The following is a 15824-nucleotide window of genomic DNA, read 5'->3' as shown; positions in this document are numbered from 1 at the left end:
AGCCTGCCACAACCTACAAGGATGTCAATAAGGCTTGCGCTCGCCTCGTCGCAGCAGGCGGGCAAGGAGGCCTCGACCGCCGGAACGACTGCGTGCCGGACCGGACTTCATCACCGTCCGGCGGAACAGCTGCGCCCCGGCGCGAACGATCAGCACCACCCAGAGCACCTGCCAGCCAAGCGCGACGACGTGCGGCCAGACCTCCTCGTGCTGGGCAGCCCGGGCCAGCATGGCGTAGGGCGAACTGACCGGGAAGCCGATGGAAAGCCATTCCACCCATGTCCCCGGCATCGTCAGCGCATAGCTGGCGAAGAAGAACACCATGAGCTGGAACATCGACACCGGCATGGACAGCGTCTGCACCTCGCGCACGGTCGTCGCCATGCCGCCGATCGAGAGGAACAATGATCCCATCAGCAGATAGGCCATCGCGAAATAGAGGAAGCCAAGCGCGAGGAACAAGGGCCAGCCAACCGCCGGCGTCGCCATCGCAGGCAGCGCCTTGCCGCCCACCAGAACGATGCCGCCGCCAACCGTCCCCCAGACCGCGATGCCGACGAGGCTGACGCCGAGCATCGCGAAGAGCTTGCCCATGAACATCGCGTCCATCGGGATCGCGGCGGCGAGCACCTCGATGATCTTGTTGCCCTTTTCCTCGACGAGGTTCGAAAGGACCATGCCCGCCAGCAGCATCGTCAGCAGGAACAGCAGGACCTGCGCGCCCTGCGCGGTATAGGCCTGGCCGGTCTTCACCTTGGCGACCGAGGTGTTCACTTCCGCGACCCGCACTTCGGGATAGACCAGCGCCCCGCCCGCCCGTGCATGGGCGGCAAGGTTCGAAACGAGACCCGCCCACTGCCGCGCCCTTTCCCCGGGAGCGGTAAGCGTGGGGCTTTCGAGCGTCCCGCCGACCACCGCCGTCACCTGCCGTTCGCCATCGGCCAGCGCCGCGCGCGCATCGAAGTCCTCGCCCGGCGCCAGACGCCGCAGCACGACCATTTCGGGGATCGGCCCGGCCAGCCGTCCGTCGAGTTCGTCGCGCGCGGCAAGCATGCGGTCGGCTTCGTCCCCGGCGAGCGCGAGGCCGATCGTGGGCCGGTCGACGTTCTGCTGGACCTTGGCGCCGATGTTGCCGGCAAGGCCGCCGACGAGGATCGGAAAGGCCGGGCCGATCAGGAAGAAGATGAACGTCTTGGAAAAGATCACCGCCACGAAATCGCGCCGGGCGATGACCAGCGCCGCGCGCAGTTTCTCCGACAGGCCAATCATCGCGTCTCTCCCGCGCTTTCCTCAAGCGCTCTTGCTGCCGCCTCGCCAGCAATGGCGACGAAGGCATCGTGCAGTCCCGCCCGCTCGATCGACAGGCTGAGGATGCCCGCATCCCCCTCGATCAGGGCGCGCAGCAGCGGCTCGACCCCGATTTCGGGCAAGGTGAAGTACCAGAAAGCGCCTTCGTGCCGTGCATCGGCGGGAAGCACGGCACGCCACGGCCCGTCCTGCGCACGCGTCTCCAGCCGGACCTGCGGCCTCAGGCGGTCGCGTGCGACGTCGACCGGCCCCGCGAAAGGCACCTTGCCCCCGGCAATGATCGCCACCTGGTCGCACAGGCGCTCGGCATGGGCGATGACGTGGGTGGAGAAGATGACGGTCGTGCCGCGTTCGGCCAGGGCCCGGATCATGCGCTCCAGCTTGCCCTGGTTGAGCGCGTCGAGCCCGGAGAAAGGTTCGTCGAACACGACGAGGTCGGGTTGGTGGACGAGCGTGCCGAGCAGTTGCACCTGCTGAGCCATGCCCTTGGACATCTGGCGGATCTGCCGGTCGGCCGCATAGCCGAGGCCATGTTCCTCAAGCAACTCGCGGCCCCGGCGGCGGCCTTCCTTCAACGGGACGCCGCGCAGGGCTGCAAGGAAGCCGATGGCCTCATAGGCTTTCATCGCCGGATAGAGCCCGCGCTCCTCGGGCAGATAGCCGATGCGCCGGGCGACCTCGGTGGGCCGCTCGTGGCCCAGCACGCGGCGGTAGCCCTCGTCCGGGTCGATGATGCCGAGCAGCATGCGCAGCGTCGTAGTCTTGCCCGCGCCGTTGGGGCCGAGGATGCCGTAGATCGAACCCTTCGGCACCGATATGTCCACGCCGTCAACGGCGGTGAACCCGTCGAACCGCTTGACCAGTCCGCGCGCCTCGATGGCGAGTTCGGTGCCCGCCAGGCCTTCAGCGTTGCCGGACACCGGCCATTCCCCTAGCTCGATCTTCATGGTGCATGGGCCTAGCGATAGGCGATGAACGAGCGAGGCAGCAAGTTTGGTTAAAACCGCGGTCACGAGTCTCGAGGACAGGCTGAAGGCTGAAGCCACGCGCCTCGGCTTCGCGGTCTGCGGAATCGCGCCCGCCGCAGACGATCCGTTGCGCGCGGAGCGGCTGGAGCAGTGGCTGGGCGAAGGACGCCACGGCTCGATGGAGTGGATGGAAACCCGTCTCCACCATCGGCGCGGGCCGCAGTCGCTCTGGCCCGAGGCGCGCAGCGTGATCGCGCTGGGCATGAGCTATGCCCCCGCCGACGACCCGCGCAGGCTCGCGGACGCAGGCGACCGGGGCCGCATCTCGGTCTATGCGCAAGGGGCCGACTACCACGACGTGATCAAACGCAATCTCAAGGCGCTGGCCCGCTGGCTGGTGGCCGAAGAACCGGGCGCCGGGGTCAAGGTCTTTGTCGACACCGCACCGGTCATGGAAAAGCCGCTGGGGCAGATGGCGGGCCTTGGCTGGCAGGGCAAGCACACCAATCTCGTCAGCCGCAGCCACGGCTCGTGGCTCTTCCTCGGCGCGATCTACACCACGCTCGGGCTGGACCTCGACGCACCGCACGCAGACCGCTGCGGATCGTGCACGGCCTGCCAGACGGCCTGCCCGACCGAGGCCTTCCCCGCACCCTACCGGCTCGATGCGCGCCGCTGCATTTCCTACCTGACGATCGAGCACAAGGGGCCGGTGCCCGAGGAATTCCGCAAGGCCCTCGGCAACCGCATCTATGGCTGCGACGATTGCCTTGCCGCCTGCCCGTGGAACAGCTTCGCCACGACCGCCCAGGCGAACCGCGCCTTCCTGCCGCGCGCGGAACTGGCCGCACCCCGACTGGCGGAACTGCTCGCGCTCGACGATGCCACGTTCCGCCAAGTGTTCAGCGGCAGCCCAATCAAGCGCATCGGACGCGACCGGATGGTGCGAAACTGCCTCTATGCCGCCGGGAACAGCGGCGACCGGGCATTGCTTCCCGTCGTGCACAACCTGCTCGCCGATCCCGACCCCGCAGTCGCGGATGCGGCGCGCTGGGCCCTGGTGGAACTTGGCTGAGATGAATGGCCCTAGGCCAGCATCTCCTTGAGCGGCACGCCGGCATCGGCGAGCTGCTCCGGTGCGATCTGCGCGCGGGCTTCGACCAGCTTCTTGCCCTGAACATAGTCCTTGACCATGTTCACGCAGTCGAGCGCGACGACCTTGCCGCCCTTGAGGTACACCACCGAGAACGACCGCGTCGCGGGGTCTCCGCGCAGAACCGCGTTGTCGTGCCCGGTGGAAAGGCCGACCGTCTGCAGCTTGAGATCGTACTGGTTCGACCAGAACCACGGCGTCGCCTTGTAGGGCACCGGGGCGCCACAGATGTCCTTTGCGGCAGCCGTCGCCATGTCGTTGGCGTTCTGTACCGATTCGAGGCGGATCACGGCGCCGTCGGCAAAGTCGTTGGCATGGGCAGCGCAATCGCCGATGGCATAGACGTCGGTCAGCGAGGTACGGCAGAACTCGTCCACGTCGACGCCGTTGCCGCCCGATGCTCCCGCCGAGATCAGCGCCCCGACGCAGGGCACGATGCCGATGCCGACGATGACGATATCTGCCGGAATGACCGAGCCGTCCTGCATCCGGACGCCGGTCACCTTGGTGCCGTCGCCCTCGATGCAGTCCATCGCCGCGCCGGTGCGCAGGTCGACGCCGTGCGCGCGGTGCTCTGCCTGGTAGAATTCGGACAGCGCCTCGCCCGCGACGCGCGCCAGCACGCGCGGAAGGGCTTCCAGCAGGGTGACGTTGACGCCGAACTTGGTCAGGACCGCCGCCGCTTCCAGCCCGATGTAGCCGCCGCCGATCACCACCGCATTCTTCGCGCCGGCATCAAGCTCGGCCATCAGGCGGTCGGCGTCTTCCTTGGTGCGCACCGCATGGACGCCTGCAAGGTCGGCACCCACGCAGGACAGCCGCCGCGGATCGCCACCGGTCGCCCAGATCAGTTTGCCATATTCGATGGCCGAGCCGTCGCCCAGCTTGACCGTGTGCGCGGCCGGGTCGAGCGAGACGACCTCTGCGCCGAGCTTCATCTCGACCGCCTTGTCCTCCCAGAACTGCGCCGGGCGGATGCAGATGCGCTCGAACGTCTTTTCGCGCGCGAGGTACTCCTTGGACAGCGGCGGACGTTCATAAGGGATCTCGGGCTCGCGACCAATGACCAGCACGCGACCCTCGAAGCCGTTCTGGCGCAGCGCGATGGCCGCCTGGGCTCCGCCGTGACCTGCTCCGACGATGACGACGTCTGCACGCTCTGCCTGAACTTCGCTGGCCATTCGAATCTCCCGATCTGTGCGGGCCGGTTTGGCCAAAAGTCGGCTTTCGTCAACTGATCGCGGTCAAAAAGTCCGGAGTCGCCAAGCAATATACCTGCGCATTCCGGCCTGCGCTTTCCGGCAGGGCCTTGACGCGCGGCGTACTTCGCATGCTATGTCTTATAACATCAGGCGGCGAGCGACCGCCAGCGAGAGGAGGGCCACGGGCCGCCCGTGGCAGTTGACGATGAAGAAATGCGCCCTGCTGACAGCCGCCCTCATTGCCGCAAGCCCCGTCCGGGCCGAAGCCCCTGCCCCGCTGCCGCCGGACCCGGTCATCTCGATGCGCCAGCACTGGCTCGATGCTGACATCAACAGCTACAACTTCCGCAATTCGGCGCAGATCTTCGAGACCCGCACGGTCGCCCGCGGAGGCAAGACATGGCCCCTTGCCAAGGGACCTGCCGCCACCCTGCCTGCCGACTACGACGCCTGGGCGCGCCGCACCTATACCAATGCGCTGCTCGTCATCCATGATGGCCGGATCACCTTCGAGAACTATCGCAACCGGACCACGCCGGAAGACCGCTTCATCTCGTTCTCGATGGCCAAGACCATCACCGCGCTGCTCGTCGGGCTGGCCGTGGAGGACGGCAAGATCCGCTCCATCGACGACCCTGTCAGTGCCTATGTCCCCGAGCTGAAGGGCGGCGGCTATGACGGCGTATCGATCCGCCACGTCCTGCAGATGCGCTCGGGCGTCGCCTACGAGGAGCGATACGACTTCGGCGCCAACCCCAGCCTTGCCGCGCTCATCCACATGAACGCGATCGTCGCCAACAAGGAACGCTTCGCCGACCGCGCGCGCACCATCGGCAAGGCGAGCGAGCCGGGCAGCCGCTTCAACTACGCGACGCTCGACACCGCCGTGCTCGGCTGGGTCGTCGAACGCGCGACTGGCGAGAAGCTGGCCTCTTACATGAGCCGCCGCCTGTGGCAGCCGGCGGGCATGGAAGCCGACGGCTTCTGGATCGCCGACGGCCCCGAAGGCACGGGCCGCGAGCTTTCCGGGATGGGCTACAACGCCCGCCTGCGCGATTTCGGGCGCCTGGGCCTCATGCTGCTGAACAAGGGCAAGGCCAACGGCCGGCAGGTCGTGCCTGCCGGGTGGGTGCAGCAGCAGACGACGATGATCCCCTTCGCCGACTCTTCCGCGCTCGGGCTCGGGCGGGGCTACGGCTTCCAGACCTGGCAGCTCGACGACGAGCCGGGCGCCTATTCCGCCGTCGGGCTTGCCGGGCAGTTCATCTATGTCCACCCGGCCACCAACACCGTGATCGTCAAGCTCAGCCACTTCCCCAATCCGGAGCCGGCGGGCGTGGTGGAAGAAACGCTGAAAGGCTTCCACGCCATCGTCGCCGGTTACCGCAAGTAGGTCAGATCTCCACGATCCGTCCGGCCAGCCGCTCCACTTCGGCGCGGTCGTGGCTGACGTAGAGGATCGGCAGGCCGACCTCGTCGCGCAGCCGTTCGATCGCGCGCATCACGTCCTCGCGGCGTGCGCGGTCGAGCCCGGCGAGCGGTTCGTCCATCAGGAGGAAAACCGGGTTCGACAGCAGCGCCCGCCCGATTGCGACGCGCTGCGCCTCGCCGCCGGACAACGAGCGCGGCCAGCGGTCGAGCAGGTGCGCGATGCCGAGGAAGTCGGCAGCGGCCTGCGGCGTCATCAGGCCTTCGCCAGCCAGGCCATAGACCATGTTCTCGCGAACCCGCATGTGCGGGAACAGTCGCCCGTCCTGGAACACATAGCCCGCGCGGCGACGCTGCACCGGCACGTCGACGCCGGCCGCGCTGTCGAACAGGACTTCGCCGCCGACCACGATGCGCCCCTCGTCAGGCGGCAACAGCCCGGCCACCATGTTGAGCACCGAGGTCTTGCCCGCGCCCGATGGCCCGAACAGCGCGGTCAGCCCCCCCTCGGCGGCAAAGGTCGCGCCGACCACGGTATCGCCCAGCCGCTTACGGACGCGGACCTCAAAGGACATGGCCCGCCCTTCCCGCCCGCCGCGCCAGCACTTCGGACACGACCAGCGCCGCCAGCGACAGCAGGACCGAAACCAGCGCCAGCCGCGTGACTTCGGCTTCCGCCCCGGGCACCTGAAGCGCACTATAGATCGCCAGAGGCAGAGTCCGCGTCTCGCCCGGAATGTTGGATACGAACGTGATCGTCGCGCCGAATTCACCAAGCGAGCGCGCGAAGCCCAGCACCGCGCCGGCAACCACGCCGGGAAGCGCCAGGGGCAGGGTGATCGTGCGGAACACCCGCCAGCGCGACGCGCCCAGCGTCATCGCCGCCGCCTCGAGCCGCCGGTCCACGCCCTCGATGGAAAGCCGGATCGCACGCACCATCAGCGGCAGGGCCATGACGGCGGCGGCAAGAGCGGCGCCGGTCCAGCGGAACAGGAACGTCAGCCCGATCCAGCTTTCCAGCCAGCGTCCCGCCGGCCCCTGCGGCCCGAATGCGATCAGGAGCAGCCAGCCCGTCACGACCGGCGGCAGGACCAGCGGCAGGTGCACCAGCGCATCGAGCAGCACCAGCCCGGCAAAGCGCCCGCGCGCCAGTATCCATGCCAGCGCAAAGGCAACCGGCAGGCATGCGCCCACCGCAACCGCGCTGACCTTGAGCGAAAGGCGCACGATCTCCCATTCCTCGGGCCCCATCAGCGCGCTGCCGTCATCTCGCGCCGAACCCATGCCGCGCCAGGATCGCCCGCCCCTCGCGCGAGATCAGGAAGCGCCGGAAGCCCTCGGCCTGCGGGTTTCGCGATGTCTTCAGGAGAGCGACCGGATAAGTGATCGGACGATGGCTGGCAGGCGGAAAGACCCCGACCACGCGCACCGCCTTCGAGGCCCGCGCGTCCGTCGCATAGACGATCCCCAGCGGCGCGGCGCCGTGCTCTACCAATGCCAGCGCCGCCCGCACGTTTTCGGCCGCCGCGATCTGGCCCGCCACCCCGGTCCACACACCCAGCGAGACCAGCGCCTCGCGGGCATAGCGTCCTGCCGGAACCGCCGCCGGATCGGCCAGCGCCAGCCGCCCGCCGCCAAGCGCCTTGGCCAGCGGAAAGCTCCGCGCGATGCGCAGCGACACCCGGCTCGCGACGGGCGCCACCAGCACGAGGCGGTTTTCGGTCAGCCGCGCCCGCGTTCCGGGCCGCAACAGGCCCTTGCCCTGGACATGATCCATCCACTCTTCGTCGGCGGAAAGGAACAGGTCCGCGGGCGCGCCGGCCTCGACCTGCCGGGCCAGCGCCGAGGATGCGGCAAACGACAGCACCGGCCGTGGATGACGCAACGACGCCCAGCGGTCCGCCGCCTCGTTCAAGGCCTCCTGCAGGCTCGACGCGGCGAGCACCAGCGGACCCCGTTCCTGCGCAGCGAGCGGCGAAGCGCCGACCAGGGCCAGCAAGGCGAGCAGGAGCGCGCGGACGGCAGCTTTCATCAAGTACTCCGGAAGCAAGGGCCAGAAACCAGCTATGTTCCGAAGTATACAGTATCCGCCCTTGGTCGCAACGTCGCCCTCTACCGCCCGAGCAGCGTCCGCGCCTGGCTAGCCACTTGCGCCAGCATCGCCGCTCCCACTGCGGGCGCGGCCTGGGCGCGGCCGACGAGGCTGCGGAACTGGCGCACCGGCACGGCATTGACCGCGAGCCAGTCCGCCACGAACGCATCGGGCGATGCGCCGCGCGAACGGGCGAGGAAATCGAGCCGCATCTGCTGGAAATCGCGGGCCAGCCCCGCCACCAGAAGGCGTTCCCAGGGATCGGACGGGTTCATTCGCCGCGCCGCCTGCTGCGCCCAGTCTATGCCCAGCGCCGCGCCAAGATCGGCGAAGGCCCCGGTCAGCGCAGCGGCATCGACGTTGAGTTCGCCCGCCAGATGCGCCAGCCCGATCGCGCCGTCCATGTCGAACAGGTGGACCAGCCGCACGGCGATGTCGGCGGGAACGCCGGCAGCGGCAAGCTCGTCGGCCATCCGCCGCGCCTGCGCCTGCGCCTCTCCGCGCAGCAGTTGCGCGGTGGTTTGCGAGAGCAGCGCGACCCCGCCGAACAGGTCATCGATCAGTGCATCGGGCCGGGTCGATCCGCGGCCAGCGCGCAGCACGTCGGCCATGTGGCCGCGCAGGCCCTGCGCCACGCGCTCGAACAGCGAAAGCCTGAGCGTCTCGGGCATGGTCGCCTCGTCGAGCAAAGCCCAGGTACCCTTGAGGTCAAGCAGGCGCTCCGCCGCGACGAAGGCCGCCGCGATCTGCGCCAGGCCGCTGCCTTCCTCCTCGCAAAGCTCGAACGGGATGACCGGGCCCAGCCGGTTGACGATGCGGTTCGCAAGCTTGGTCGCGATGATTTCGCGGCGCAGGCGGTGGTGGACGATCTCGGTCTCGAAGGCTTCCTGCATCTGCGGCGGGAACGCCGCGACGAGTTCCTCTTCCAGCACCGGATCGTCGACCAGCGTGCTTTCCTCCAGCTCGCGCTGGAGCACCAGCTTGCTGCTCGAAAGCAGGACCGCAAGCTCGGGCCGGGTCAGCCCCTGACCCGCAGCAGCGCGCCGTGCAAGGTCTTCGGCGCCCGCCAGCCCTTCGGTCTTGCGGTCAAGATCGCCGCCTTCCTCCAGCACGTCGATCAGGCGCGACCAGGCGGGCATCGCCGCCGCTCCGCCGCGCTCGGCAATCGACAGCGCAAGGGCCTGGAGCCGGTTGTCCTCCAGCACCAGATGCGCGACCTCGTCGGTCATTTCCGACAGCAACGCGACGCGTGCATCCTCGGTCAGCCTGCCCGAACGCTTGGCCGCCGCCAGCGCGATCTTGATGTTGACCTCGTTGTCCGAGCAATCGACGCCGGCCGAATTGTCGATGAAATCGGTGTTGATCCGGCCGCCCCCGGATTCGCGGCCATTCAGCGCGAATTCGATGCGCGCGGCCTGCGTCGTACCAAGGTTGGCGCCCTCGCCGATCACCTTGGCGCGCACCTCGTTCGCGGAAACACGGACCGCGTCGTTCGAAGGATCGCCCACGTCGACGTTGTTCTGCGTGCTCGCCTTCACGTAGGTGCCGATGCCGCCGAACCACAGCAGGTCGACCTCGGCGCGCAGGATCGCCGAAATCAGCGATTCGGGGTCGATCTCGGTCACGTCCAGCCCCAGCATGGCCTGGATCTCGGGCGAAAGCGGGATCGCCTTCATCGAGCGCGGGAACACGCCGCCGCCCTTCGATATCAGGCTCTTGTCGTAATCGTCCCAGCTCGAACGCGGCAATTCGAACATCCGCGCGCGTTCGTCCCAGCTCCGCGCCGGATCCGGATCGGGGTCGAGGAAAATGTGGCGATGGTCGAAGGCGGCGACCAGCTTGAGCGCCTTCGACAGCAGCATGCCGTTGCCGAACACGTCGCCCGACATGTCGCCGCAACCAGCAACCCGCACCGGCTCGGCCTGCACGTCCACGCCCATCTCAAGGAAGTGGCGACGCACCGAAAGCCAGGCGCCGCGTGCAGTGATGCCCATGGCCTTGTGATCGTAGCCCTTCGAACCGCCGCTGGCGAAGGCATCGTCGAGCCAGAAATCGCGTGCTTCGGCAATGGCATTGGCGACATCGGAGAAGGTCGCGGTGCCCTTGTCTGCGGCGACCACGAAATACGGGTCCTCGCCGTCGCGGATGACGACATTGGCCGGATGGACGACCTTGCCCTCGACAATGTTGTCCGTGACCGAAAGCAGGGTGCGGATGAAGACCTGATAACTGGCCTTGCCTTCCGCAAGCCAGCCTTCACGGTCCTTCGCCGGGTCCGGCAGGTGCTTGGGATAGAAACCGCCCTTGGCGCCCGTCGGCACGATCACCGCGTTCTTCACGCGCTGCGCCTTCATCAGGCCGAGGATCTCGGTGCGGAAATCGTCGCGCCGGTCGGACCAGCGCAGGCCCCCGCGCGCGACTGGCCCGGCGCGCAGGTGGATGCCCTCGACGCGCGGGGAATAGACGAAGATCTCGCGCCACGGCAGCGGCTTGGGCAGGCCCGGAACCAGCGCGGAATCGATCTTGAAGGCCAGCGCCTCGGCCGCAGCGGGGGCAAAGGCATTGGTGCGCAGGATCGCGCCAACCAGCGCGCGGAACTGGCGCAGGAGGCGGTCGTCGTTGATCGCGGCAACGCCCGCCAGACCCGTCTTCATCCGCCCCTCGGCGGCGGTGAAGGCCTTTTCGCGATCTCCGTCGAAATCCGGATCATGGCGCGCGATGAAGGCATCGATCAGACCGCGCGTGACGGCAGGCGCGTTCTTCAATGCCTCGACCACCGTCGGAATGCCGAAAGTCATGCCTGCCTGGCGCAGATAGCGATAGAACGCGCGCAACCAGTTGGCATCGCTGGCGGTGAGCCCGATCGCGACGATCAGGCGGTTGAACGCATCGTCCTCTGCCGCGCCGTTGAGCACTGCCGCCAGCGAATTCTCTATCGATCCGGCGCGGTCCAGCAATTCCTCGACTGTGCTGTCGCCGGGGTGCGACACGAGGAAATCGTGAATGAAGCCGAGCCTTCCGCCATCGAGCGGGGTCGGCACTTCCTCCAGTACGCGGAAGCCGAAGTTCTCCAGCACCGGAACGGCGTCGGAAAGAACGATGGCGCCCTCGCGCTGGTAGAGCTTGAGGCGAAGCGCCGCCTCGCCCACGTTGCGATGCAGGCGCACGGCGCGGCGCGGTGCATTTCCGCCCGTCAGCGTGCGCAGGACGCGAATGTCGCGTGCCGCCTCGGCTGGACCGGAAGCGTTGCGGTAGGACAGCGGGAAGGCATCGGCATAGCGTGCCGCGATAGCCGCCGCGCGCGATGGCTCCTCGTGCGCCGCCAACTCCGCCTCGACCGCGCCGGACCAGCCACGCACCATCGACTGGAGCTGCATGTCGAGCGTCGCCTCGTCCGCCCGGCTCGCCTGTTCGCGGACATCGAGCACGAAGCGCAGCATCGCCAGCGTGCTGCCTTCGACCTGCAGCGACCAGTCGATCACCTGCGCGCCCGCGCCGGCTTCCAGCATGTCGCGAATGGCAAGGCGGACCTCGGTCGACAGGACATCGCGCGGCAGCCAGACGAACGCGAACATGTGCCGGGCGAGCGGCGCCTCGACCAGCGCGAGGCGCGGGCGGGGCCGGTCGACAAGGCTCATCATCGCGGTGGCTACGCGTTCGAGATCGGCTTCGGCGAAGCTGACGAGCAGGTCGTGGGGCAGCGCGGTCAGCGCATGGACCAGAGCCTTGCCGGCATGGCCGTTGGGCGCGAAGCCGAACTTGTCCATCAGCTCGGAAAGCTGGGTGCGCAGGCGCGGAATGCGATCCGGCGCGGCGGCGAGCGCGGCGCTGGTCCACACCCCGGCATGGACCGAAAGCGCGACCACGCGCCCTTCCTCGATCCGGGGCACCATGAACAGGTCGAGCGGTACGCGGCGGTGGACGTTGGCGATGCGGTTCGCCTTGACGATCAGCGGCGCGCGGCCCTGTCCGTCCTTGCCCGCGCTCTCGAACCAGCGGAAGGCCCGGTCGAAGGAACTTGCCGCCAGCAGGCTGCGCTCGCTGGCGCGGCAGATGCCCAGCGCCTTTTCCTCGGTACTGTCGCGGCGGCGGGTGACACTGCCGAGCTGGGTAAGCATCCCGTCCGCCAGCCAGCGCAGCAGGGCCGCGCCTTCGGGATCGGCGAGTCCGCCGGCATCGTCGCGCATCGCCGCCTGCATCGCGGGCCAGTCGGCCACGGCGGCGCGGACATCGGCAAGGGTTTCCTCGAGCGACACCAGCAACGCCCTGCGCTGGCGCGCATCGGCGCGTTCGGTCTCGAGATAGACGACCGATTCGCGGCGTTCTCCTGCCGCTTCGCCATCGGGAAACTCGACAAGGCGCCCCTCGGCGTCGCGGCGCACGGCAACGACGGGGTGGACGAGGCGGTCGATGGCAAGGCCCTGCGCGGTGATCGCGGAGGCGATCGAATCGACAAGGAAGGGCATGTCGTCGTTGACGACGGCAATGCGCAGGTGGCGGCCGCCGCTCTCCGAACCGCTGACGCTTTCGATCGCGATGGCCGGGGCGCCGCCCTTGCGGACCGAGGCGGCAGCGGCGGCGAAGCGGGCGGCTTCGGCAAGGCGCGCGGGATCGAAATCGGCGGCCTCGTCGGGCAGCAGCGCGGCGGCGAAGCGTTCGGCCAGAGCGAGCGGGAGGGTGTCGGCGGCAGCGGGCATTCCGGCTGCGGCGGACGGCGATTGAACTGCGGACTTCGACGCCATGCGTTTGTTCCCGGCTCTCCTGCGAGCGAGAGGAAATTACCCTCTCTTGTAATTATGTACTACGTTCTTGTAGCATTTTTGCGCATGCTAATCCAGCCGTTGCCGTCCCACAAGTCCGGTTCTCTGCCGCCATCGGCTTAACGCACCGTTGTGAACCATCGGGTGGCAATTTCGTGCCGTTCGCGGCCAGTCGGGTGCGCCCAGCGGCACCCCGTGTCACTTCAGGTGCCTTTAGGTGCCGTTCAGGTCGTTACCGTTTCACGCGCAGCCTCGGCCACCAAACGCAGCGAGCGGCGGCGCGCTTCCTGGTCGAATATCGATGCCGCAACAATGACTTCGTCGACGCCGGTGCGCTCCACGAAAGCCTTGAGACCGCGCCGCACCGTCTCCACCGAACCCGTAGCGCTGACCTGGCGCACATGCTCCAGCATCGCCAGCGCGGGGGGCGGCAGGCTGTCCCGGTAGCCGGGTACGGGAGGCTTGAGCTTGCCCGGATTGCCAGTGCGCAGCGCGACGAAAGCCTGGTCCATCGAGGAAGCGAGAAGCGTGGCCTCCTCGTCGGTCTCGGCGGCGACGGCGTTGATCGCGGCGGCGCAGTAGGGAGCGTCGAGAACGTCGGAAGGCTGGAAGCGCTCGCGGTAGATCTTCAGCGCCGCATCGAGGTGGTCAGGGGCGAAGTGCGAGGCAAAGGCATAGGGCAGGCCAAGCATCGCGGCGAGCTGCGCCCCGAACAGGCTGGAGCCGAGAATCCACATCTGCGGCCTGGCGCCCTTGCCCGGCACCGCCTGGAGCGGGACGCGCGGATCGCCCGCGAACTGGAGCTGGAGTTCGACGACGTCGGCCGGAAAATCCTCGGCCGCGCGATTGGTATCCTTGCGCAGGGCCCTGACGATCCGCTGGTCGGCACCCGGCGCACGGCCCAGGCCGAGGTCGATCCGGCCCGGAAAGAGCGCGTCGAGCGTCCCGAACTGTTCGGCGATTACGAGGGGATTGTGGTTGGGCAGCATGATCCCGCCCGCGCCGATCCGGATGGTGGAGGTGGCATGACCGATATGCGCGAGCGTCACCGCGACAGCCGCGCTGGCGATGCCTTCCATGCCGTGGTGTTCGGCCACCCAGTAGCGCTGATAGCCGCACTCCTCCGCGACCCTGGCTGCGGCGGCCGAATTGTCGAGCGCCTCGCGCACCGTTCCGCCCTCGACCACGCTGACCAGATCGAGGACCGAAAGTTTCATGGCGCAGGCTTCTCCGCAGGAGATGGAGCTACCGATTTAGGCGCTGGCCCCAGCTGTTCAAGATAGCCCTTGGCGGTCCGCCCCGCCTCGCCCTGCGGATCTGCGGCAACGACCGATTCCCACGACTTGCGCGCCGCCTCGTCGCGACCCGAAAGGACCGCGATGACGCCCGCTTCGAGGCCGACCTGAGGATCGCGCGGGGCATATTTCGCGGCGATCTCGATATCGCGCTGGGCACGGTCGAGATCATCCTGGCGGCGCGCGAGGGTTGCCGAAAGGAGCCAGCCTTCCGCGTCTTCGGGGGCGAGCCGGTGCGCTTCGTCCAGCGCGCCGGCGGCTTCGGCATTGCGGCCCAGCGCGACGAGCGCGCGCGAGCGGTCGGTCTGGATCGCGGCCAGCGCGGCATTGTCGGCAAAGCCCTTCACCGCAAGCGCGCGATCGAACCACGCAAGGGCCTCGTCGGTCTTGCCGCCGGCAAGCGCCGCGTTGCCGGCCATGGCCATGAGCGGTACGCCCGCCACTTCCTGTTCGCGCGGAATACCGGTGACGGCCTGCGAGAAGGCTTCGAGCGCGCCATCGAAATCGCCAGCGTTAGAGCGCAGCATGCCGAGGCACTGGTTGGCGCGCACCTGCTGGCCGGTATCGCGGCTTTCGCCGAGCCAGGTCTGGACCTCGACCATCGCCGCATCGGGATCGCTTGCGGCCTTGGCAAGGCACAGGGCAAGACGGTCCTGCTGGGGCAGGTCGGGCCGGACGAGACCGGCCTCTTCCTCGGCCTGCTTGCGGCGGCGGGGGATCGGCAGGTCGGAAGGGCGCATCGGCATCGGGCTGGGTCCTACCTGCATGAGCGCGGCATCCTGCGCCATTTCGATCGCGAACATGGGCGCGGGAAGGTCGATCATGCGGGGGCTTTCCTCAGGCGTATCAGGCATCGAGCCCGGCCAGTTCGCGCAGGAGCAAGGCAATGTCGCCCTCGCGCGAGAGCCGGTGATCGCCGTCCTTGACCAGATGCACCTGCACGTCGGCTGAACGCAGCGCGGCGGCAAGGCGGAGCGAGATGTCCCACGGCACGTCGGCATCATGCTGCCCGTGGAGCAGGCGCACCGGCCCGTCGAACGCGATCTCGTGCCCGAGCCTCTTGTGCCGCTCGCCATCGGACCAGAACAGGGCGTGGGTCGGGGTCGGCTCGGGGCCGTAGGGATTGTCTTCGTAGACGGTGCGCCCTGCCGCAAGCTCGATCCGCTGCGACTGCGACAGGCCCCATTCGGTGAAGTCCGGCGCGGGGGCGATCCCGACAAGAGCCCGGCACCGCTCTCCCAGAGCTTCCGCGACGAGCAGCATGAGCCAGCCGCCCATGCTGGAGCCGACGAGCTGGACGGATGCGATTCCCAGATGATCGATCAGCGCCACGACCTCGTCGCGCCATCTGGAGAGCGTGCCATCGGCAAAACGGCCCTCGCTCTGCCCGCATCCGGTATAGTCGAGCAGCAGGCAGGCCCGCCCGCGCTCCCGCGCCCATTCCAGCACCGCCTGCGCCTTGCCGCCGGCCATGTCGGACATGTAGCCGGGGAGGAACACCACCGCCGGCAGGCGCCCGGGAAGGTGACGATAGGCCATGGCGAGACCCGAAGGCAGGGTGAAGCGCGAGACGTCGGACATGGCCCCGTTCATGGCGCGCCGCATCCCGGCCCGCAAG

The 15824-nt window shown here is 68.3% G+C and carries 12 protein-coding genes; 2 read left to right on the top strand and 10 right to left on the bottom strand.

Annotation, left to right across the window (positions count from 1 at the left end; all coding sequences use genetic code 11):
* Positions 1-24 precede the first annotated feature (24 nt).
* Both SARO_RS01095 and SARO_RS01090 read right to left on the bottom strand, forming a co-directional pair.
* Entirely contained in the window at positions 25-1269 is a 1245-nt protein-coding gene (locus SARO_RS01095) for an ABC transporter permease (RefSeq protein WP_011443881.1), read from the bottom strand.
* On the bottom strand, positions 1266-2255 hold the full coding sequence (locus SARO_RS01090; protein ID WP_011443880.1) for an ABC transporter ATP-binding protein: 990 nt from the start codon (positions 2253-2255) through the stop codon (positions 1266-1268). Before SARO_RS01090 ends, SARO_RS01095 begins: the two co-directional genes overlap by 4 nt.
* 46 nt (positions 2256-2301) lie before the next feature.
* On the opposite strand from SARO_RS01090, the gene queG reads away from it, so the two are divergent.
* Positions 2302-3351: a tRNA epoxyqueuosine(34) reductase QueG gene (gene queG, locus SARO_RS01085; protein ID WP_011443879.1), complete on the top strand. Its 1050-nt coding sequence runs from the start codon at positions 2302-2304 to the stop codon at positions 3349-3351.
* A gap of 11 nt (positions 3352-3362) precedes the next feature.
* Here the strand turns inward: queG and SARO_RS01080 are convergent, their stop codons facing one another.
* Positions 3363-4610 carry an NAD(P)/FAD-dependent oxidoreductase gene (locus SARO_RS01080; protein ID WP_011443878.1) on the bottom strand — a complete coding sequence of 416 codons (1248 nt, stop codon included), beginning with the start codon at positions 4608-4610 and terminating at the stop codon, positions 3363-3365.
* A gap of 226 nt (positions 4611-4836) precedes the next feature.
* Here SARO_RS01080 and SARO_RS01075 point away from each other — a divergent pair, with 226 nt between their 5' ends.
* Positions 4837-6024 (top strand): serine hydrolase domain-containing protein, encoded by a 1188-nt coding sequence (locus SARO_RS01075; RefSeq protein ID WP_041549891.1) that lies wholly within the window; start codon positions 4837-4839, stop codon positions 6022-6024.
* A 1-nt stretch (position 6025) separates the two neighbouring features.
* On the opposite strand, the gene SARO_RS01070 is transcribed toward SARO_RS01075, so the two are convergent.
* The 7 genes from SARO_RS01070 to SARO_RS01040 all read right to left on the bottom strand — a co-directional run bounded on the left by SARO_RS01070 (position 6026) and on the right by SARO_RS01040 (position 15787).
* A complete protein-coding gene (locus SARO_RS01070; protein WP_011443876.1) occupies positions 6026-6634 on the bottom strand; it encodes an ATP-binding cassette domain-containing protein in 609 nt (202 codons plus the stop codon).
* On the bottom strand, positions 6624-7343 hold the full coding sequence (gene modB / locus SARO_RS01065; protein WP_011443875.1) for a molybdate ABC transporter permease subunit: 720 nt from the start codon (positions 7341-7343) through the stop codon (positions 6624-6626). The genes SARO_RS01070 and modB overlap by 11 nt, the downstream gene beginning before the upstream one ends.
* Positions 7324-8091, bottom strand: coding sequence for a molybdate ABC transporter substrate-binding protein (gene modA / locus SARO_RS01060; protein ID WP_011443874.1), 768 nt, complete (start codon positions 8089-8091; stop codon positions 7324-7326). The genes modB and modA overlap by 20 nt, the downstream gene beginning before the upstream one ends.
* A gap of 80 nt (positions 8092-8171) precedes the next feature.
* On the bottom strand, positions 8172-12893 hold the full coding sequence (locus tag SARO_RS01055) for an NAD-glutamate dehydrogenase (RefSeq protein ID WP_011443873.1): 4722 nt from the start codon (positions 12891-12893) through the stop codon (positions 8172-8174).
* A 242-nt stretch (positions 12894-13135) separates the two neighbouring features.
* The gene (locus SARO_RS01050; RefSeq protein ID WP_011443872.1) at positions 13136-14128 is read right to left on the bottom strand and encodes an LLM class flavin-dependent oxidoreductase; all 993 of its coding nucleotides are present in this window, start codon (positions 14126-14128) and stop codon (positions 13136-13138) included.
* A complete protein-coding gene (locus SARO_RS01045; protein WP_143004820.1) occupies positions 14125-15030 on the bottom strand; it encodes a tetratricopeptide repeat protein in 906 nt (301 codons plus the stop codon). The genes SARO_RS01050 and SARO_RS01045 overlap by 4 nt, the downstream gene beginning before the upstream one ends.
* A gap of 22 nt (positions 15031-15052) precedes the next feature.
* Positions 15053-15787, bottom strand: coding sequence for an alpha/beta fold hydrolase (locus SARO_RS01040; RefSeq protein WP_176929311.1), 735 nt, complete (start codon positions 15785-15787; stop codon positions 15053-15055).
* Positions 15788-15824 lie beyond the last annotated feature (37 nt).

This window comes from Novosphingobium aromaticivorans DSM 12444 (assembly GCF_000013325.1).
Lineage (GTDB): Bacteria > Pseudomonadota > Alphaproteobacteria > Sphingomonadales > Sphingomonadaceae > Novosphingobium > Novosphingobium aromaticivorans.
The sequence above is the reverse complement of the archived record's forward strand: the minus strand, read 5'-3'. Positions and strand labels throughout refer to the sequence as shown.